At 67.5% G+C, this 17,536-nt stretch carries 23 protein-coding genes; 7 read left to right on the top strand and 16 right to left on the bottom strand.

Annotation, left to right across the window (positions count from 1 at the left end; translation table 11 throughout):
- Positions 1-18: 18 nt before the first annotated feature.
- From AC1DK9_RS01155 to AC1DK9_RS01115, 9 genes are all read right to left on the bottom strand, one after another.
- A complete protein-coding gene (locus AC1DK9_RS01155) occupies positions 19-363 on the bottom strand; it encodes a hypothetical protein (protein WP_476914753.1) in 345 nt (114 codons plus the stop codon).
- Entirely contained in the window at positions 360-983 is a 624-nt protein-coding gene (locus AC1DK9_RS01150) for an Asp23/Gls24 family envelope stress response protein (protein ID WP_476914752.1), read from the bottom strand. The genes AC1DK9_RS01155 and AC1DK9_RS01150 overlap by 4 nt, the downstream gene beginning before the upstream one ends.
- Entirely contained in the window at positions 980-1,573 is a 594-nt protein-coding gene (locus AC1DK9_RS01145; protein WP_476914751.1) for an RNA polymerase sigma factor, read from the bottom strand. The genes AC1DK9_RS01150 and AC1DK9_RS01145 overlap by 4 nt, the downstream gene beginning before the upstream one ends.
- 118 nt (positions 1,574-1,691) lie before the next feature.
- The gene (locus AC1DK9_RS01140) at positions 1,692-1,922 is read right to left on the bottom strand and encodes a CsbD family protein (RefSeq protein WP_476914750.1); all 231 of its coding nucleotides are present in this window, start codon (positions 1,920-1,922) and stop codon (positions 1,692-1,694) included.
- Between the two features lie 47 nt (positions 1,923-1,969).
- Positions 1,970-2,575, bottom strand: a complete 606-nt coding sequence (locus AC1DK9_RS01135) for a hypothetical protein (RefSeq protein WP_476914749.1) — start codon at positions 2,573-2,575, stop codon at positions 1,970-1,972.
- Positions 2,572-3,153 (bottom strand): hypothetical protein, encoded by a 582-nt coding sequence (locus tag AC1DK9_RS01130; RefSeq protein ID WP_476914748.1) that lies wholly within the window; start codon positions 3,151-3,153, stop codon positions 2,572-2,574. The genes AC1DK9_RS01135 and AC1DK9_RS01130 overlap by 4 nt, the downstream gene beginning before the upstream one ends.
- Positions 3,150-3,503: a hypothetical protein gene (locus AC1DK9_RS01125; RefSeq protein WP_476914747.1), complete on the bottom strand. Its 354-nt coding sequence runs from the start codon at positions 3,501-3,503 to the stop codon at positions 3,150-3,152. The genes AC1DK9_RS01130 and AC1DK9_RS01125 overlap by 4 nt, the downstream gene beginning before the upstream one ends.
- Complete coding sequence (locus AC1DK9_RS01120) at positions 3,500-3,691, bottom strand: DUF2273 domain-containing protein (protein WP_476914746.1); 192 nt, start codon at positions 3,689-3,691, stop codon at positions 3,500-3,502. The genes AC1DK9_RS01125 and AC1DK9_RS01120 overlap by 4 nt, the downstream gene beginning before the upstream one ends.
- On the bottom strand, positions 3,688-4,164 hold the full coding sequence (locus AC1DK9_RS01115) for an Asp23/Gls24 family envelope stress response protein (RefSeq protein ID WP_476862138.1): 477 nt from the start codon (positions 4,162-4,164) through the stop codon (positions 3,688-3,690). Before AC1DK9_RS01115 ends, AC1DK9_RS01120 begins: the two co-directional genes overlap by 4 nt.
- 251 nt (positions 4,165-4,415) lie before the next feature.
- On the opposite strand from AC1DK9_RS01115, the gene AC1DK9_RS01110 reads away from it, so the two are divergent.
- Positions 4,416-5,075: a Type 1 glutamine amidotransferase-like domain-containing protein gene (locus AC1DK9_RS01110; RefSeq protein ID WP_476862137.1), complete on the top strand. Its 660-nt coding sequence runs from the start codon at positions 4,416-4,418 to the stop codon at positions 5,073-5,075.
- Positions 5,076-5,105: 30 nt separating this feature from the next.
- On the opposite strand, the gene AC1DK9_RS01105 is transcribed toward AC1DK9_RS01110, so the two are convergent.
- From AC1DK9_RS01105 to AC1DK9_RS01080, 6 genes are all read right to left on the bottom strand, one after another.
- Positions 5,106-5,396 (bottom strand): hypothetical protein, encoded by a 291-nt coding sequence (locus AC1DK9_RS01105; RefSeq protein WP_476862136.1) that lies wholly within the window; start codon positions 5,394-5,396, stop codon positions 5,106-5,108.
- Positions 5,397-5,470: 74 nt separating this feature from the next.
- On the bottom strand, positions 5,471-6,193 hold the full coding sequence (locus AC1DK9_RS01100) for an SDR family NAD(P)-dependent oxidoreductase (RefSeq protein ID WP_476862135.1): 723 nt from the start codon (positions 6,191-6,193) through the stop codon (positions 5,471-5,473).
- 18 nt (positions 6,194-6,211) lie between these two features.
- On the bottom strand, positions 6,212-6,982 hold the full coding sequence (locus tag AC1DK9_RS01095; protein WP_476862134.1) for an SDR family NAD(P)-dependent oxidoreductase: 771 nt from the start codon (positions 6,980-6,982) through the stop codon (positions 6,212-6,214).
- Positions 6,979-8,373 (bottom strand): MFS transporter, encoded by a 1,395-nt coding sequence (locus AC1DK9_RS01090; RefSeq protein ID WP_476862133.1) that lies wholly within the window; start codon positions 8,371-8,373, stop codon positions 6,979-6,981. The genes AC1DK9_RS01095 and AC1DK9_RS01090 overlap by 4 nt, the downstream gene beginning before the upstream one ends.
- The gene (locus AC1DK9_RS01085; RefSeq protein WP_476862132.1) at positions 8,373-9,260 is read right to left on the bottom strand and encodes a polysaccharide deacetylase family protein; all 888 of its coding nucleotides are present in this window, start codon (positions 9,258-9,260) and stop codon (positions 8,373-8,375) included. The genes AC1DK9_RS01090 and AC1DK9_RS01085 overlap by 1 nt, the downstream gene beginning before the upstream one ends.
- A gap of 4 nt (positions 9,261-9,264) precedes the next feature.
- The gene (locus AC1DK9_RS01080; RefSeq protein ID WP_476862131.1) at positions 9,265-10,353 is read right to left on the bottom strand and encodes an asparaginase; all 1,089 of its coding nucleotides are present in this window, start codon (positions 10,351-10,353) and stop codon (positions 9,265-9,267) included.
- A 285-nt stretch (positions 10,354-10,638) separates the two neighbouring features.
- Between AC1DK9_RS01080 and AC1DK9_RS01075 the strand changes: the two genes are divergently transcribed.
- Complete coding sequence (locus AC1DK9_RS01075; protein ID WP_476862130.1) at positions 10,639-11,679, top strand: LacI family DNA-binding transcriptional regulator; 1,041 nt, start codon at positions 10,639-10,641, stop codon at positions 11,677-11,679.
- A 13-nt stretch (positions 11,680-11,692) separates the two neighbouring features.
- On the opposite strand, the gene AC1DK9_RS01070 is transcribed toward AC1DK9_RS01075, so the two are convergent.
- Positions 11,693-13,162, bottom strand: coding sequence for a PucR family transcriptional regulator (locus tag AC1DK9_RS01070; protein ID WP_476914745.1), 1,470 nt, complete (start codon positions 13,160-13,162; stop codon positions 11,693-11,695).
- A gap of 114 nt (positions 13,163-13,276) precedes the next feature.
- On the opposite strand from AC1DK9_RS01070, the gene pxpA reads away from it, so the two are divergent.
- The 5 genes from pxpA to AC1DK9_RS01045 are packed head-to-tail and all read left to right on the top strand — an operon-like array spanning position 13,277 to position 17,526.
- Positions 13,277-14,020 carry a 5-oxoprolinase subunit PxpA gene (gene pxpA / locus AC1DK9_RS01065; protein WP_476862128.1) on the top strand — a complete coding sequence of 248 codons (744 nt, stop codon included), beginning with the start codon at positions 13,277-13,279 and terminating at the stop codon, positions 14,018-14,020.
- A 36-nt stretch (positions 14,021-14,056) separates the two neighbouring features.
- Positions 14,057-14,296 (top strand): acetyl-CoA carboxylase, encoded by a 240-nt coding sequence (locus tag AC1DK9_RS01060; RefSeq protein WP_476862127.1) that lies wholly within the window; start codon positions 14,057-14,059, stop codon positions 14,294-14,296.
- Complete coding sequence (locus AC1DK9_RS01055) at positions 14,296-15,651, top strand: acetyl-CoA carboxylase biotin carboxylase subunit (RefSeq protein WP_476914744.1); 1,356 nt, start codon at positions 14,296-14,298, stop codon at positions 15,649-15,651. Before AC1DK9_RS01060 ends, AC1DK9_RS01055 begins: the two co-directional genes overlap by 1 nt.
- The gene (locus AC1DK9_RS01050; RefSeq protein ID WP_476862125.1) at positions 15,648-16,553 is read left to right on the top strand and encodes a 5-oxoprolinase subunit B family protein; all 906 of its coding nucleotides are present in this window, start codon (positions 15,648-15,650) and stop codon (positions 16,551-16,553) included. Before AC1DK9_RS01055 ends, AC1DK9_RS01050 begins: the two co-directional genes overlap by 4 nt.
- Positions 16,543-17,526: a 5-oxoprolinase subunit C family protein gene (locus AC1DK9_RS01045; protein ID WP_476862124.1), complete on the top strand. Its 984-nt coding sequence runs from the start codon at positions 16,543-16,545 to the stop codon at positions 17,524-17,526. Before AC1DK9_RS01050 ends, AC1DK9_RS01045 begins: the two co-directional genes overlap by 11 nt.
- Positions 17,527-17,536: the final 10 nt, after the last annotated feature.

Raw genomic sequence — 17,536 nt, 5'->3', positions numbered from 1 at the left:
GCCGGACTCCGCCCGCAATCAGCCGCCGAGCTGCACCACCACGACTTCGACGGCGCACCGCCTCGGATGGAGGTACTGCCGGACCGCCCGGGCCACGGAGCGGGCCACATCCGGTGCCTGGTGCTCCGCGTCGACGCCGATCCGTGCCTTGACCGTCACGCCGTCGGGGCCAGTGGCGACCACGACCGGCAGGACCGCTTCCCCGGTCACGGCGGAGACCGCGGCTCCGGCGATGCTTTGCCACAACGGCTGAGCCGGGAACAGCGCTGTCACGCCGTCGACCGCCAGGATGACCGCCTGCAGCTCGGATGAGGCCATTGCGGACAGGGCGGTGTTCTCGCCGCCCGGCAGGGACTTGGTCATCGCTTCTCCTTGGGATCGCTCGGACCGGCGGCCCGGTCTTCGGCGTCCGTCGGCCGGGGTTCCAGTACGTCGGTGATCGTGACCTGGATTTCCGTGATGTTCAGTTCCGTATGCCGGCTGAGTGCCTCGGCTAGTTGCCAGCGCAGCGCGGCGGCCCGCTCCTTCAGCGGATGGCCGTATACGACGGCGAGTTCGATGTCGACGGTAATCGGTGCGCCGGGATCGGTGACGTCCCCCTGCAGCCGGCACTTGCCGGCGGCGGTTCCCGGCATGCCGTCGGCGATGGAGCGGATGAGCGCCGAGATGGAGCCCTCCGTCTCGGCGAGGATGTCCCCGGGTTCCTCACCGCGGACGGGAATGCTTCGGCCGGGCCGGAGTTCGAGGCGCAGATTGCCCAGAATAGCCTGCATCCAGTCGTCGGTTCCGCTGCCGGCTTCGGTGATGTCGGCGTCGACCAACTCGTTTCCGAGGGCAGAAAGCCTGCGCAGCGAGCCCAGGCCGGCCTGGCATTCCGGGCATTGCGCGAGGTGCTCGGGGTCGCCGATCAGGCCGGTATCCAGGTACTCGCTCAGTTCCGCGAGGCTGTGCCCGCAGTCGAGGGGGTCGCTGGGTGTGCTCATCGCCATTCCTCCATTTCGCGCGCCAGGGTGATCCGCGCCCTGGCCAATCGGCCGCGGACGCTTGCAGTGCTGATGTTCAGGGTTCGCGCGATGTCCTCGTAGCTTTGGTCGTTGAATTCCTTGAGCACCCAGCATCTTCGCTGTTCTTCCGGGAGGGCGGCAAGCGCGGCCTTCAGTGCCTCGACCCGGGAGCCGCTGACGGCGGCCGACTCGGGATCGGCCTTCACTCGCGGCGTACTCCCTGCTTGGGGTTCGACGGCGTTTTCCACCGTGGTGAGGTCCGTGTGCAGACGTCGCTTGCGGAGGTGGTCGATGCTGCGGCTGCCGGTGATCCGCAGCAGCCACCCCTTGACCGCCGCCGGGTCGCGCAGGGTGTCCAGCTGCCGCCAGGCCTGCATCAGGGACTCCTGCACGACGTCGTCGGCGTCTGCGAAGGACCCGGTCAGACGGCGCGCGCTGGCCCGCATCTGTGGGCCGTGGCGCCGGGCGAGGGCCTCAAAAGCGGCGGTGTCGCCGTCGGCTGCCCGTCCAGCCAGCAGTGCATCCGGAACCAGGTCCAGTTGATGCGGCGCCGGGGGTGAACCAGTCACGTATCTATCGCTTTCATCGCGGGGGTCCGGGGGTGTGGGTGTGGTTATTCCGGAATGACGTCCGGACTTACGTCCGCTGCGCCGGCCCCCAAGGGCGGAGCCGGCGCAGCGCACCGAGTTAGTCCTTGCTGAAGCCCTCCTTGAGCTTCCGGGCGGCGTCCTTGAGGTTTTCGCCGACGCCGGCAGCGGCGTCCTTGACCTTCTCGCCGGCCTCCTGAAGCTTGGCCTGGGCCTGGTCCCGCTGGCCTTCGCGCTCCAGCTCCTCGTTGCCGGTCATCTTGCCGGCACCTTCCTTGGCCGCGCCGAGGTGGTTGATGACGGTGTTGTTGACCTTGTCGTCGATTCCCATGATCTTGTTACCTTTCCTGTGGTTACTGCTTCGGTTCATTACGGGAGTTACCGGGCGCGTTCAGGTCCAGCCAGCTTCGATCTGGGTCCGCTGGTGATTCGGACCAGCACCGGAACCGGATGACCCAGCCACGCGTCGATGCCGCGGACCAGCTCTTCGGCGGTGTCCGCCAGCTCGCGGGGGGACGCGCCCTTTCTTGCCTGCAGCCGCAGCCGCAATGCCGTGCCGCGCCGGCTTTCCCAGGCCGAGACTGCGGACCCGAGCACCAGGCGGTTGCCCTCCAGCGCTTCGTTGACAGCCGCGGCGACCAGCCCGGCATCGACCACCGTGGCGCCCTGGTTTCCGTCCTCTTCCCGCGCCAGCCGGGGTGTCCGGCCGCCGCCTTGGGAGGCCAGCCACGCCACACACAGCCCCGCGGCCAGCACCAGCGCGGCAACGCCGGCTACGGCCCACCAGCTACGGGCGGGCCCCGGCAGCGGAGCCGCGGCGAGCGTGGCACGGGCGCGGTCCATGAGCGACGTTCCCGCAGCGGCCCACTCCCCCGCGACCCCCGGCACGAGCCCGGCGGCGGCGGTAGCAGCACCGGCCGCCAGCAGCACCAGCCCGGTGACGGCCAGCAGAATCCGGTTGAGTGCCCTGTTGGTGTTGCTCACTGCCCCACTACTCCTTCGCTCATGACGCGGACCGTCGGCGCGACGCGGCGATCCAGTTGGTACGCGAGTAGCTCGCCGTCGACCGCCGCGTGGATGGCATCCCTATCGACCGGAACCCCCGACGTCGGGCGCACCAGGACACGGACGGTCCGCCCGGACACGGTGCTGGTGACTTGGCCGGGGGTCAGTCCCACGGCGAGCCGGGCCCGCCGCGACACCGCGGCGGCGATGACCTCGTCATCGACCACGACGGCGCTGCGCTCGCTGCGCAGCGAACGCCGGGACCGGCGGCCTCCCGCCAGTGCGGCTCCGAGAAGGAAGATCCCCAGCACGGCCAGTCCGGCACCCGCGGCGACCAGCCAGGCCGGGAGGGTGTTGGCCGGCAGGCCGGTCAGCCAGCGCCCCAGCTGGCCGGGACCGGCCAGAAGCGGGTCTTCCCGGAGGAGTGCCAAAACCGTTTCGAGAGCGAGCCACAGGAAACCGGCGGCAAGCACGGCAGCCGTCAGGGCGGACACCGCGGCCCGGGACGAATGGGTTTCCCGGCGGACGAGGCGCCGGATTGATCGCTCCTGGCTCACGCCACCCTCCTTTCCTGGTGCTCCTGTGACTTGGCGGCCGGTTTGGCTGCGCTGAGCCGGATGTCGACCCGGCCGAGGTCCATTCCGGTGAGCTCCCCGCCACGGGCCATGATGGTTTCCCGGGCTGCCCGGGAACGGTCAAACAGGCTGGCCGGGCCCGCCTGCGGCCGGGGTCCGAGCAGGGGCGGCAGCGCCAACTGCACGGTGACGGAGGCGGCGAGCCGGCCGGCGTCGTCCTCCAGTTCAGCGGCGACTCTGCCCCGCGGCACCCCGAAGGCCTGCGCGGTGACTGCTTCGATGGTGTGCCGCAGGGCCGTCCGGGTGATCCGGGTGTGGCCGGCCCGCGTCATGAGGAGGAGCGCTTGCCGCGCAGGGCGTCCAGCACTCCGGCGAGGTCCAGCTTGCCTTCCGTGCTCCGGCCCAGCACGGCCCCGACACCCATGAACAGCGCGGTGAGCAGCAGCCCCCAGAACCCGAAGGCCAGGGCCACGACGGCCAGCACAGCGCCGGCGGCCATCCCGGTTACCGTGGGGCTCACGCGACCCTCGGCTCACGCTCGGCATCAGCGACATCCTCGTCATCGGAAGGGACGTGGATGTCGGTGATGGTGATGTTGACTTCGGTCACTTCCATACCCACGAGGTCCTCGACGGCGGTGTAAACAGCGTCCCGGGCGTTGTCGGCGACCTGCTGGAGCGGGTGCGGGTATTCGACGACGAGGGTGACGTCGACGGCCACCTGCGTCTGGCCGACCTCGACGCTGACGCCCTGGGTGAGGTCCTTCTGGCCGACCTTTTCGCGAAGCGTGCCGAGGGCGCGCGCCGCTCCGCCGCCGAGCGCGTGGACGCCGTCGATCTCCTGGATTGCGATGCCGGCGATCTTGGCGACGACGCCGTCTGCAACCGTGGTGGCGCCGCGGCCGTCGTTGCCGGCGGACAGTGCGGTCTTCGCGGCAGGGGCCGATGCGGTCTTGGCTTGGACGTCTGCGGGGGTGTGCGTCTGGGTGGTCATTGCTATCACTCCTGATCTGTTGAGGAAGGCGCACTGAAGCGCCGTCACTAGATAAGACGGTGCCCGGCGCGCATTCGTCACGGTCGAATTTGAGTGAGCTGCATCACAGCAAGGTCCGGAGCGGTGGGAACTGTCCAGCGGCCCTTCCTAGCCAGCACCACGCCCCCGCTGGCAGACTGGGCCGATGACCGGACCCATCCGGAGATCCGGAGGGCCGGGATCCACCGGCACTGTTATCGCAGGGGGCACGTTTGAAGCTTTTGCTTACCTCAGGCGGCGTGACGAACCCGAGTATCCACTCGGCGCTCGTGCAGCTTCTCGGCAAGCCGATCGACCAATGCCACGCCCTGATCATTCCGACAGCACAGTGGGGTCACCCGATGTGCGGGCCGGCGTCTGTGCAGCGGCTCGTGGCGGCCGGGCAAGGCTCCCGACACTTGTCCGGGCTGGGTTGGGCGTCGCTCGGCGTCCTCGAACTCACCGCGCTGCCCACCATCGGCGCCGAGCGCTGGATCCCCTGGCTTCGGGAGGCCGATGTGCTTCTGGTCGACGGCGGTGACGCGGCGTACCTCTACCACTGGATGCGGGAGTCCGGGCTGGCCGAACTGCTGCCGACACTTCCGGAAACGGTGTGGGTGGGAGTGAGCGCCGGAAGCATGGTGATGACGCCCCGGATCGGAAAGTATTTCGTCGAATGGCCGTCCGCACCGGACGATCGCACCTTGGGGATGGTGGATTTCTCGATCTTTCCGCACCTGAACGCCTTCCCTAGCAACACCCCGGCCAACGCAGAACGCTGGGCCGCCAGCCTGGACGTCCCTGCCTATGCCATCGACGAACAGACGGCCATTAAAGTCGCTGACGGCTCCGTCGAGGTGGTTTCCGAAGGAGAATGGACGAAGTTCGGGTAGGGGCCGCCCGGCATTCCTGACGCGCTTCCCCTACGGCGCCCCACCCGGCCGTTCCCGGGACAGGCGGTGTCCGAGTGCCAGCACGCGCGAGGCGATACCGTCGTCGTCCGCGGCCGCGGGCCCGACCGCGGCGGCCAGCGGAACGCCCGCGCGGCCGCGGAGCACCGCGGTCCACAGCGCCTCGACGGTCGAGACAGTCTCGATGGCCCCCGTCGACTTGGACACCAGCCACCCTCCCGCGGTCGCTGCCACCTTCGGGGCACCGGCCCAGGACCGGCAGAGGTCGTTGACCGTCTGGGCGACGATCAAGTGTTGGCGCATCGTCCGCACCGGTCCCAAGACGGGATCGGCAACGACGGTCTGTCCGCAGGCTCCGCACATACGTTCGTCCTTCCCTACGGCATGACGTCGCCGGAGTTGGGTCCCAGCGTCTGGCCCACGTACAGGTTGCCGCCCGGGTCGCTGGCCAGCAGCAGCGCGGTGGGGGCCACCTCGGCGGGGAGGCCGAAGCGGCCCAGCGGAAGCTCGGCACGTTTGGCCGCCTTCCAGTCCTCCGAGATGCCCTCCACGAGCGGGGTTTCGATTGGCCCGGGTGCGATGCTGTTGACCAGCACATTGTCACCGGAGACTTCCAGGGCCAGGGCCTTGGTCAGCCCCACCACCCCTGCCTTGGCGGCACTGTAATGGGCGAGCCCGGTCCCGCCCTTGATGGCCAGCTGGGACGCAATGTTGATGATGCGGCCCCACTTCCGTTCCCGCATCTCACCCACCACTTCGCGGCAACACAGGAAGACACCCGTGAGGTCAACGGAGACGGTTTCGTTCCACGTGGCCAGTGTCATGGCTTCCAGCGGCGATTCGGTCAGCAGCCCCGCACTGTTCACCAGGATGTCGATCCTGCCCAGCTGCGCGCGGGCGGCAGCGAACGCGGCCTTGACGCTGTCTTCGTCTGAGACGTCGACGGCGATCCTCCCGGCTCCGCCGTCCCGGTCCAGGACGGCTACCGTGTCGCCGTTCGCGGCAAAAGCCTCGGCGATCGCCTTACCGATGCCGCTGGCACCGCCGGTAACGACGACGGCCCGGCCCGTCGAGTGCGGGGACGTGTCAGTGTTCTGCATACTTTCCTTTCAGAAGGTTCAGGCGCGCATCTTGATGGTGAGTCCGCCGTCCACGATCAGCGATTGACCGGTGACGTAAGCGGCGGCGTCGGAGGTCAGGAAGCCGATAACGCTGGCGACCTCTTCGGGACGGCCGACCCGCCCCCACGGGATGTCCCGCCCGGCCCGTTGCAGGCCGTCGGGGCCGAGCGAGTTTACCGGGTCCAGGGACTGGGGCGTCTCGATCAGGCCGGGAATAACCGCGTTGGCCCGGATGCCGCGCGGTCCAAGCTCGGCGGCCACGCTGCGGACGAGCCCGAGCACGCCGGCCTTGGCGGCCGCGTAGTGCGCGTGTTCCTCCCAGCCATAGACCCCGCCGGCGATCGACGACACCGCGACCATCGCTCCGCCGTCGGCCATCCTGGTAGACCCGGCCCGGAGGGTCCGGAGCACGCCGGTGAGGTCGACGTCGAGCATGTCCTCCCAGCGGTCATCGGTCATCTCGCCCAGGGGCGAGTTGCGCAGGATGCCGGCGTTCGCCACCGCGTAGTCGAGCCTGCCGTACTCGTCGACGGCTCGCTGGGCGAACGCGTCGACGGACGGCGTGCTGCGGACATCCACTTCGTGGATCACCGCCTGGCCCCCCGCATCCTTGACCTGGCGCAGCGTTTCCTCCGGGTCGTGGGGATCGCCGGGGAAGGTGCCGATCACCGAATGAACGCCGCGGCTGGCGTAATGGACCGCGAGCGCGCGGCCGATGCCGCTGGCCGCCCCGGTAATGACCGCCACCTGCGCCGCATCCGGGCTCATGCCTGGACCTCGTGCGGGTGGTCCTCCAGGAGGGCCTCCGCCGGAGGCTTGGCAGCGATCATGAGGAGGCCGGAGACCAAGGTGCCCACGGCACCCACCCAGACGGCCGCGGTCCCGGTTCCGCTGCTGGCGGCGATCGCGGTGAAGATGGCGCCGCCGATGATGGTGCCCGGCTGGCTCATGGCCCCGATGAAGGCAGTTCCGGTGGCACGGCAGCTGACCGGGTAGCACTCCGCCATGAAGTACTGGATGGCGGCGTAGGGGCCGACCAGGAAGAACAGGCCGGCGCCGTAGGAGACAATGATCGTAAAGGCGTTGGTGGCGAGGGGGCTGAGCATGATGGTGAAGGAGATGCCGGACAGGATCCAGCCACCGATGATGGTCTGCTTGCGGCCGATCTTGTCGCCGAGCCAGCCGTGGAAGACGTAGCCGAAGTAGGCGAGCAGGTTGATCACAATCAGCATCCAGAAGGCGTCGGAGAGTTCCACGCCCTTGGCGTTCTTAAGGACCGAACTGCCCAGGACACTGAAGATGGTGATGCCGAAGAAGTTCACGATCCAGGCCAGGGAGAACACGATGGTGTTCCGCCGCAGGTGCGGTTCCCAGATCCGCTTGAGCGGGGCCGCGGAGGAGTGTTCGACGCCGTAGGCGTGGGCCAGGGCGTGGGCCTCATCCGACTGTCCGCTCTTCTCCAGTTCCGTCAGCTTGTGGTGCAGCTCGAACTGGGGGGTTTCCTTCAGCTTCTTGGCGATCACCCACACAATGACGGCGGCCGGGACGGTGGCCATCAGGTACAGCGCGCGCCAGCCGAGGGAGGGCAGGAAAGCGAGTGCGAGGGCGCTGGCCAGCAGGAAGCCCAGCGGCCATCCGCCCTGGATGAACGAGTAGTGGAAGCCGGGACGCTTGCGCTTATCCGCGACCTCGGTCACCTGGTAGACCTCGTTCATGTAGGTCGCGTTGACCGCCTGTTCCGAGAAGCCCAGGCCACCGAAGGACCGGATCAGGACCAGCAGGCCGTTGCTGAGGAAGGGGATGCCGGTCGGGATAAGGGCGGTCAGACCGGACACGACCGCGGTGCCGCCGATGGTGGTCATCATGCCCTTGCGGCGGCCCAGACGGTCGATCACGGGGCCGATTCCGAAGCAGACAATGGCGGTGCCCACGGCGATCCAGGTGTTGATGGCATAAGCCTCGGGCGCGGTCCAGCCAAACTCCTCCTGCATGGCCGGTAGCAGCGTCCCGAACAGTCCGTAGTCGAAGACGGCGATGGTCCAGGCGAGCAAGGCCAGGACAGTAGCGATGCTGGTGTTCTTCTTGGAGAAGACCGGGAAGCGGCGCTTCTCGTCCGGCCGCGGCCGGGTCAGGTCGACGGCGGGTTCCTGAATGCTCATTACTGGTTTTCCTTTCGGGGGCTGCGGGCGAGGAACGAGTCCGCGATCTGGTCGAAGGTCATCCAGTTGACGCCCTCGTGGGAGTTGATGTGCTCGATCAGGCGTTCGAGCATGAGCAGTACCTGCGGACGGCCCGAGACGTCGGGGTGGATGGTCATCGTGAAGACGGCCTGGTCCATTTCCCGGTAGACCCAGTCGAACTGGTCGCGCCACATCTGTTCGATATCGCGGGGGCTGACGAAGCCGTGCGAGTTCGGGGAGGCCTTGATGAACATCATGGGAGGCAGGTCGTCGAGGTACCAGTTGGCGGGGATCTCGACCAGGTCCGTTTCCTTTCCGCGGACCAGCGGTTCCATCCAGGTCTGGGCGTCCTTGGTGTAGTCGATCTTCTTCCAACTGTCGCCCACGCGGACGTAGTAGGGCTCGAAATCGCGGTGCATCAGGGAGTGGTCGTACTTGATCCCGCGTTCGAGCAGGATCTCGTTCGTGACCGGGGAGAATTCCCACCAGGGTGCAACGTAGCCGGTGGGACGGCGGCCGGAGACCTTCTCGATGAGTTCAATCGAGCGGTCGAGGATGGCGGTTTCCTGCTCCCGGGTCATGGCGATGGGGTTTTCGTGCGAGTAGCCGTGCACGCCGATTTCGTGGCCGGCGTCGACGATCATCCGGGTCAGGTCCGGGAATGTCTCGATGGAATGGCCCGGCACGAACCAGGTGGCGGGAAGACCGTACTTTTCGAAGAGGCGGATGAGGCGCGGGCCGCCGACTTCGCCGCTGAACAGGCCGCGGGAGATATCGCACGGGGAGTCTTCACCGCCGTAGGAGCCGAGCATGCCGGCTACGGCGTCCACGTCGACGCCGAATGCGACTTGGATGTCCTTTGTCATGGGTTCAACCTTTCACTGCGCTTGTTGTTGGTTTCTGTTGTTCTGGGTTGCCGGCCGCGGGTCTGTCCGGATCCGGGGCCTTGCCGCGGAGCGCGAAGGTTTCGGCGATGCGGTCCGGACCCGCGTCCAGCCTGAGCAGCGCGCTCAGCAGGATCAGGGACTGGGACGGTCTGAGACATCCGGACGGTATGGCGCCAGCCTCGCGCAGGTCTTCGCCGCCGCCGTCGCCGTAGACGGGAACGACGGCGCCGGCCTCCACGCGGGTACTGGTCACCACCACGACGCCCGCCGCCGCCGCTTCGGCCACCGCCTGGCAGATGGGGTGGTTCGCGTTGCCGGTCCCTGTTCCCTGCAGCACGATCCCGGCCGCGCCCGCCTGCACTGAACTCCGCAACTGGGTGGCATCGGCGCCTGGGTAGACAGCGACGAGATCCACCCGCGGGGAACCGGCACCGGCACCGGCACCGGGCAGCGGCAGCGCGGTGTGCTGCGGAGGGGTTTCCGTGAAGCTGACCTCCCCGGACTCGGTGACGGAGCCGATCGTTCCAAAGTCAGGGTTGGCAAAGGCGTCGGGCTTGGTGGTGTGGCATTTCCGCACCCCGGGTGCGGGAAAGATGGCGCCGGCGAACGCCAGCAGCACGCCTTTCCCGCGGGCGGCCGGTGAGCCGGCGACGGCGATCGCCCGGGCGAGGTTTCCCGGCCCGTCGGGGTGTGGGGAATCGGCCGACTGCTGCGCCCCGGTGAAAACCACCGGGCGGGGATCATCGTGGGTCAGCGCCGCCAGGTAGGCGGTCTCCTCCATGGTGTCCGTGCCGTGGGTGACCACGACACCGAGGACCTCCGGGGCAGAAAGCGCCTCTCGGATCCGGGCGCAGATGGCGATCATGTCATCCACGGTCAACAGGTAGGACCCTTTCCGGAAGACGTCGACCACACGGACCGGGTGGGCGGACGGTCCGCCGATGCTGGCGAAAACCTGCTCACCGGTGTCGGACGCAACCGCGCCCCCGCCTGTCCCGGAACCGCGGGAAGAGATCGTCCCTCCCGTGGCGAGCAGCACCACGTGGGCGCCGTTCGAATCTGTGACAGTCATGTGTACTCCATTGCTCTTGCGTCCGTTGCCGGACACTCACCCAATCGATTGGGTATGTGGGTAGAAAGTATCTTCGGGATGTTTCGTGCAACTGCCGTCCGGCGTTTCGTCCGCGTAAACACTTTGGTGTCGGCCGCCGACCGCCGGTCTACCCAAACGATTGGGTTGGGGGTAAAACTGACTATAGGATGTGACCTGTGACACGTCAAGGGCCCTATGGCGGGAGATGTCCGCCGTATCCGGCAGTCTTGGTGTGACGCCTTCTCGAGCTGCGGCAGGGGACCAATGAAGGAAAATTCGGCCGACGGCCGCACCGTGACACTCAAAGACCTGGCCAACGAGCTGGGCATCCACCCGTCTACCGTGTCCAGGATCCTGCACTCGGGCTCCGAGGTGGCACGCGGCGCCGCGTCCGTGGCAACCGCCGAAAGGGTCCGCGAACTGGCGCGGAAGCGCGGCTATTCACCCAACCCGCAGGCGGCCGGGCTGCGGACGCGGCGGACCCGACTCATGGGCGTCATCGTGCCGCGACTCTCCGACCTCGTCCTGGCCATCATGTACGAGGGCATCGAGGAAGCCGCGGCCGAGCTCGGCTACTCCACGTTCGTGATGAATTCCCGTGACGATCCGGAGGAACAACGCCGGAAGACGGACACCATGCTGGCGCGCAGGGTGGACGGGTTGATCATCGGCGACGCCCACCTGGACGGCAGCCACTTGCGCGAGCTCAGCGACCGCAACGTTCCCTTCGTGCTCATGAACCGCCGTGTTGCAGGGTACCCGTCGGCCACCTGCGACGACGTCCTCGGCGGCCAGCTCGTCGCCGACCACCTGTGGGGCAGCGGCCACCGGAATGTGGCAGTCATTGCCGGGGAACCCTACGCCAGCACGGCCGTGGACCGGACCGGGGGCTTCGTGGACCGATGGAAAGCCCTGGGCGGCTCAATTTCACCGGAGGCCGTGGTTTGGTCAAGGTTCGATACCGTCGGCGGCCATGAGGCCACCGAAACCATCCTGGCCAGCGGACTCACCCGGCCGACTGCGATCTTCGCGGTCAACGACTTCGCCGCGATCGGCGCCATGGGGACGCTGCGGTCCCACGGCCTCACCGCCGGCCGGGACGTTGCGGTCGTGGGCTTCAACGACACCTCCGTCGCCGCCGAGCTGCCGATCCCGCTGTCATCGGTCCGCTCCCCCATGCTGGATATCGGGAGGACGGCAATGCGGCTGCTGAAACGCGTGCTCGACGGCGAAACGGTCGAACCCGTCCTTCTCGAACCGACTCTCTGCATCCGGGAAAGCAGCGCGCAGACCGTCCACGGCTGACCCGGCGGCGCGGTCAGCCGGCCGCGCCCCCGCCGGACCGGTTGGCTGCGCCGACAATGCCGAGGGCCAACGTGCACGTTGCGCGGACTTCCCCGTCGGCGAGGTCCAGCTGCAGCAGCTCCTCGATCTTGCGCATGCGGTAGCTGAGCGTGTTTCGGTGAATGAAAAGTTCGGCGCAGATTTTGGGGGCGCTGCCGCTGTGCCGCAGGTACGCCTCGAGAGTATCCAGCAGCGTGCCGGCCCCGTCTGCGGTCAGCGGGGCAAGGAGCCGCCGGCACATGGCCACGAGTCCCTGGCTAGGAAGGCCCTGCACAATGCCGGCGAGATCGGCGGGCGGCGCCTCGTGCACACCGGGCGGTCCCACCTGGCGGCGGGCGAGCTGGAGCGTCAGCGGCAGTTCCCCCAGGCTGCCGGATTCCGCCACGACGACGGATATTTCCGGCGCATCCCGGAAGAACTCTCTGACCGTCGCCAGCAGGCCGGCCGGCTCCTCGCGCCGCTGGAGCAGCAGCGAGGTGAGGCCCGCTTCCTCCATGAACCGCACCGTGCCGAAGACGCCCTGCAAGCCCACCCGGGCCCGCCAGGCGACGGCTCGCAGCCGCGCCGGGGCCACTTCCCCGGTGCCGCCGATCAGCACCGCGCTCCACTCTGCGCCGGGATCGAAACCTGATTCGAGGGCAAAGCGGCGCAACGGAACGCCCGGATCGCCGCGGTCCACATAGAGCGCCTCCATGAAACGTGCAGCTTCCCGCGAATGCAGGGGCGAACGAGAGCCCAGGGTGTAGCTCAGCTGCATGCCGATCACCGCAGCTACGGGACCCAGGATGGGCTGGAGGACCAGGTCCGCGCCGATCCCCTCGATGGAGAGCCGGAACTGGTCCGCGGCACCGCTGGGCAGCCGCAGGGTGGTCCGGGCGGTCCCGCCGTGCGCCGAGCCGGCGGCCACCAGCTGGAAGCCGTCCTGGTCGATCACAGCCACCCTGGCATCCACGGCGTCCCCGACCCGGGAGAGCACCTCGGCGAGCGACCGGCCGTCCGCAGCCAGCCTGGTGCAATCGTCCGCCAGCTCCCAGCCCTGCCTCAGCTCTTCGAAGCGCTCGGCGGCGATGACCTGCTCCACGTGTTGCATGACGAGCACGAACGGCACCTCCGGCGGGAGCTCCAGCAACGGCAGGCCATGCGCCTCGCACGCCTGCAGCAAGCCGGCCGGCAACTCACGGTGCGCCGCGCCCAGCCCAAAGGCCAGCGCGGAAACGGGGACGTCCATCAGGCGTTCAACGTAGGCATCCCAGATCCTGAAGTCCCGCACGTTCAAGCCCATGCCGTTGGTCAGCACCAAGGCATTGACGCTGAGGAACGGCCGCGGATCCATGTGTTCGGTGGGAGCGCACCAGGCGATGGGCCGGTTCAGCCTGCCCTCGCCTCCCGGGACGCGCAAACGGACGTCCAGCCCGATGTCGGCGACAAGTTCTGAGATCCTCATGGTCCCTTCCAACAGAGAGAAGCCCCCGTATAGTGCTGCCAGCATATCTACCCGCCGCCACTTCGGCACTTTGCACAATATCCCTGCTGCACGATGCTGAGTAGCGTGGCACCCATGCATAAAAATGTGACCGACGGCACCTCGGGCCGCGTACTTTTGAATTCGGACATGGGCGAAGGCCTGGGCCTTCACGAGTTCGGCAACGACGAAGAGCTGATGCGCATCATCGACGTCGCCAATGTGGCCTGCGGATACCACGCGGGCGACCCCGACGTCATGAACCGGACAGTGGAGCTCGCCGCCGCGCACGGCGTGGCTGTCGGCTCCCACCCCGGGCTGCCGGATGTAGTGGGCTTCGGCCGGCGCCGGATGGTGCTCACCCCCGCAGAAGTCGAATCGATCATCCTGTACCAGACGGGGGCGCTGACGGCGTTCCTCGCCAAGCACGGCCTTGCCCTGAACCACATCAAGCCCCACGGCGCCCTCTACGGCATGCTGGCCGGGGACGAGGAGCTCATGCAGGCAGCCGCGGGGGTGGCACAGCAGTTCGGGGTCCCCTTTTACGGCCTCGGCGGGACCGCCCACGAGGAAGTGTGCCGCGCCATGGGCGTGGAATTCGTTCCCGAACTGTACGTGGACCTCAACTACGGCCCCAAGGGGGAGCTGCTGATCCAGCGCCGCCCGGTTCCAACAGATCCCGACGCCGCCGCGGAACGCGTAACCCGCGCCCTGGCCGGCAAGCCGGTGCTCGCCGTCGACGGCACGGAGCTTGATATCCCCTTCCGGAGCGTCTGCGTGCACTCCGACGCACCCAACTCGGTCGCAGTGGCCAGCGCCGTGCGCACGGTCCTGGGCTGAAACCCCTAAATCCAACCAGCTGAAAGCGAGCACCCCATGGCTAACATCGTCTCCCCGCTTCCCGGGATCTTCTACCGCAAACCCGGCCCGGGCAAACCCCCATTCGCCAACGAGGGCGACACCATCGAGGTCGGACAAACCGTCGGCATCGTCGAAATCATGAAGCAGTTCACCGAGATCCAGTCGGATGTGGCCGGAATTCTCGAATCGTTCGCTGTGAATGAGGGCGACATGGTCAACCCGGGCGACACGATCATCGTCGTCCGAGAAGGGTAATGATGAAACGGCTACTGATCGCCAACCGTGGCGAAATCGCCGTGCGCATTGCCCGCACGGCCCGCGAGATGGGCATCGAGACGCTGGTGGTGGTCAGCGAACCCGACGCGGATTCGCTGGCAGCGCGTTCCGCGGACAACTTCGTAGTCGTCGGGCCGGCTCCGGCGCCCGCCAGCTACCTGAACCAGGACGCGATCATCGCCGCAGCGCTGGACAACGGCTGCGACGCCGTGCATCCGGGCTACGGGTTCCTCTCCGAGAACGCGGAGTTCGCCCGGAAAGTAGTGGAGGCAGGGCTGACCTGGGTCGGTCCCGACGCCGGGGCCATCGAAACGATGGGCAACAAGTCCATGGCAAGGGATTCCGCCCGGAAGGCCGGGGTCCCCGTGCTCCGCGGGTCCGACGGCCCGCTGGATCCCGAGGCCGATGCCCTGGCGGTGGCCCGTGACATCGGCTACCCGCTGGTGGTCAAGGCCTCCGCCGGCGGCGGCGGCCGGGGCATCCGGTTCGTCCATGACGAAGCAGAGTTGCTGACCACCATCGAGATGGCGCGCGGTGAGGCGGCATCCGTCTTCGGCGACCCGACCGTCTACCTCGAACGTTTCGTCAAGCACGCCCGGCATGTCGAGGTCCAGGTGCTCGGTGACGGAAAGGACTTCATCCATCTCGGGGACCGCGACTGCTCCATGCAGCGCCGTTCCCAAAAGGTAATTGAGGAAGCGCCCGCCCCGGACCTCCCCGATGCCGTCCGCCAGACCATCCGGGAATCCTCCGTGGAACTGGCCCGCGAGTGCGGCTACAGCGGGGCGGGCACGGTCGAGTTCCTCTACGACCCGGTCAACCATGAAGCAGCATTCATCGAGATGAACACCCGCATCCAGGTCGAGCACCCCGTCACCGAGGCGGTCACGGGCGTGGACCTGGTCCGCGAACAGCTGCTCATCGCGTCCACCGGATCGATGTCGGTCCGGCAGGAGGATATCGAGTTCAAGGGCCATGCCATTGAATGCCGCATCAATGCCGAGGATCCGCACAACAACTTCTTCCCGAGCCCCGGCGTCATCAGCGTCCTGGACTGGTTCGAGGGCGAAGGCGTCCGGATCGACGCCGGCGTGGAGGCCGGGTCCACCGTGAGCCCGTACTACGATTCCATGCTTGCCAAGCTCATCGTCCACAAAGACACCCGGGAAGCCGCCATCGAGGGCGCACTGGAGGCCCTCTACGGGACCCGGATCGAAGGAGTCAAGACTACGATTCCGGTGCTGAAGAAGCTCCTGGACCGGCTGGAATTCAGCGCCGTGAAGCACCATTCGAAGTTCATCGAAACCGTCGACAACCTGATGGAGTCCAAATGAGTAGTCCGGCAACCGCCTCCATGGAGGCCCGCTACACCTGGGGCGGTGACGAGTTCCTCTTCGTGGAAGTCTCCGAGGCCATGAGCCTGGCCGCCAATTTCAAGGTGATGTCCATCGCTGAGAAGCTTGCCGCCGCCGAACTGCAGGGCGTCGTGGACATCTGCCCGGCCAACGCCTCCCTGCTGGTGAGGTTCGATCCCGACGTCCTGCCGCCGTCAACCCTCGAAGAGGCCGTCCGGGCGATCGAAGCGGACCTGGCGCACCACCAGCTGCAGCCGCTGGAGACGCGGATCGTCGAGGTTCCGGTCTGGTACGACGATCCGTTTACCGCGGAAGTGGCCGAGCGGTTCCGCGAAGGGTTCCACCAGGAGCCCGGCGGAAGCGACATCGACTACGCCGCCAAGGTCAACCACCTCAAGGACGCCGCGGAGTTCATCCAACGGCACCACGAGCAGCCGTGGCTGGTCTCCATGGTCGGGTTCGTCGCCGGCCTGCCGTTCCTGTTCCAGCTTGTTGGCCGCGAGAAGCAACTGGAGGTGCCCAAGTACCTGAGTCCGCGCACCGACACCCCCAAGCTGACGGTGGGCCACGGCGGCTGCTTCGGCTGCATCTACTCGGTGCGCGGCGCCGGCGGCTACCAGATGTTCGGGGTCGCCGCCGCACCGATCTTCGACCCGGCACAGTCGCTGGCTGACTTCAAGGACTTCATGGTTTTCTTCCGCCCGGGCGACATCGTGAAATTCAAGCCGGTGACCGAGGCCGAATACAACAGCATCCAGGACGAGATCAGCGCCGGGACCTTCCGCTACCGTCAGGCGCCCGTGACATTCGACCTGTCCAAGGCGCTTGCGGATCCGGAAGGTTACAACCAGGAACTCATGGAGGCCCTCAATGGCATTTGACATCAAGAGCCCAGGCCTGGCCACCACCGTCCAGGACCAGGGCCGCACCGGCCATTACAACGTGGGCATTCCGCAAAGCGGATCCATGGACCAGTACTCGGCCGAACTTGGCAATGCGCTGGTGGGTAACACCGCCAGGGAAGCCGTCCTCGAGTGCACGTATCTGGGCCCGACCCTGACCACGGACCAGGACGCCGTCGTCGCGGTCACCGGCGCGCCGGTAGAGGTGAAGGTCAACGGCGAGCCACGGCCGCAATGGACGCGGCTGCAGCTTAAGGCCGGGGACGAAATCAGCTTCGGAGTCATTCAGGGCGGCACGCGGTACTACATCACGGTGCAGGGCGGGATCGATGTTCCCGAGGTGCTGGGCAGCCGGTCCACCTACAGCCTGGGGGCCATTGGCGGTTTCCAGGGCCGGAAGCTGGAGGCGGGTGACCACGTCCCCGTCGGCAGCCCGCTCGACGGCGGCGCCTTGCCGGCCGCTGAGGCGGTTCCGGAGGAGTTCCGCCCGGTCTTTTCCAAGGAGCAGGAAGTCCGGATTGTCCTGGGCCTCTACGACCACCGGCTTACCGACGAGGGGCTTGGGAACCTGCTGAACGGCGAATGGAAGGTGACGCCGGTGGCTGACCGCATGGGCCTGCGCTACTCCGGCCCGGGGGTGAAATGGAAGGAGCGGGAGCAGCCCTTCGGGGCAGGATCCGATCCGTCCAACATTGTTGACGCCGGCTACGCAGTTGGGTCCATCCAGATCCCCGGCGGCACCCAGCCGATCGTCCTGCACCGCGACGCGGTCTCGGGCGGCGGCTACGCCATGGTGGGAACGGTGATCAGCGCGGACATGGACCTGGTGGCCCGCGCGGCCCCCGGAACCTCGACCCGGTTCGTCGCCGTCAGCCTGGAGGAGGCTCTCGCCGCACGCAAGGAACTGAGCGAACGCGTGAAGGAAGCGAAGGCCGCGCTCGGCACTGCTTGATGCCCGCCGA

The sequence above is a fragment of the Arthrobacter sp. 01T414 genome, assembly GCF_056398965.1.
Note: the sequence above shows the minus strand (reverse complement) of the source record. Positions and strands in the feature narration are given on the sequence as shown.

What these genes read in the sequence shown, in the direction of transcription:
- AC1DK9_RS01070 (WP_476914745.1), bottom strand. Translation starts at nt 13,162, where the DNA reads ATGAGGATCTCAGAACTTGTCGCCGACATCGGGCTGGACGTCCGTTTG.
- AC1DK9_RS01115 (WP_476862138.1), bottom strand. Translation starts at nt 4,164, where the DNA reads ATGACCACCCAGACGCACACCCCCGCAGACGTCCAAGCCAAGACCGCA.
- AC1DK9_RS01050 (WP_476862125.1), top strand. Translation starts at nt 15,648, where the DNA reads ATGAGTAGTCCGGCAACCGCCTCCATGGAGGCCCGCTACACCTGGGGC.
- AC1DK9_RS01150 (WP_476914752.1), bottom strand. Translation starts at nt 983, where the DNA reads ATGAGCACACCCAGCGACCCCCTCGACTGCGGGCACAGCCTCGCGGAA.
- AC1DK9_RS01080 (WP_476862131.1), bottom strand. Translation starts at nt 10,353, where the DNA reads ATGACTGTCACAGATTCGAACGGCGCCCACGTGGTGCTGCTCGCCACG.
- AC1DK9_RS01100 (WP_476862135.1), bottom strand. Translation starts at nt 6,193, where the DNA reads ATGCAGAACACTGACACGTCCCCGCACTCGACGGGCCGGGCCGTCGTC.
- AC1DK9_RS01045 (WP_476862124.1), top strand. Translation starts at nt 16,543, where the DNA reads ATGGCATTTGACATCAAGAGCCCAGGCCTGGCCACCACCGTCCAGGAC.
- AC1DK9_RS01125 (WP_476914747.1), bottom strand. Translation starts at nt 3,503, where the DNA reads ATGACGCGGGCCGGCCACACCCGGATCACCCGGACGGCCCTGCGGCAC.
- AC1DK9_RS01090 (WP_476862133.1), bottom strand. Translation starts at nt 8,373, where the DNA reads ATGAGCATTCAGGAACCCGCCGTCGACCTGACCCGGCCGCGGCCGGAC.
- AC1DK9_RS01095 (WP_476862134.1), bottom strand. Translation starts at nt 6,982, where the DNA reads ATGAGCCCGGATGCGGCGCAGGTGGCGGTCATTACCGGGGCGGCCAGC.
- AC1DK9_RS01105 (WP_476862136.1), bottom strand. Translation starts at nt 5,396, where the DNA reads ATGCGCCAACACTTGATCGTCGCCCAGACGGTCAACGACCTCTGCCGG.
- AC1DK9_RS01075 (WP_476862130.1), top strand. Translation starts at nt 10,639, where the DNA reads ATGAAGGAAAATTCGGCCGACGGCCGCACCGTGACACTCAAAGACCTG.
- AC1DK9_RS01140 (WP_476914750.1), bottom strand. Translation starts at nt 1,922, where the DNA reads ATGGGAATCGACGACAAGGTCAACAACACCGTCATCAACCACCTCGGC.
- AC1DK9_RS01055 (WP_476914744.1), top strand. Translation starts at nt 14,296, where the DNA reads ATGATGAAACGGCTACTGATCGCCAACCGTGGCGAAATCGCCGTGCGC.
- AC1DK9_RS01155 (WP_476914753.1), bottom strand. Translation starts at nt 363, where the DNA reads ATGACCAAGTCCCTGCCGGGCGGCGAGAACACCGCCCTGTCCGCAATG.
- AC1DK9_RS01085 (WP_476862132.1), bottom strand. Translation starts at nt 9,260, where the DNA reads ATGACAAAGGACATCCAAGTCGCATTCGGCGTCGACGTGGACGCCGTA.
- pxpA (WP_476862128.1), top strand. Translation starts at nt 13,277, where the DNA reads ATGCATAAAAATGTGACCGACGGCACCTCGGGCCGCGTACTTTTGAAT.
- AC1DK9_RS01060 (WP_476862127.1), top strand. Translation starts at nt 14,057, where the DNA reads ATGGCTAACATCGTCTCCCCGCTTCCCGGGATCTTCTACCGCAAACCC.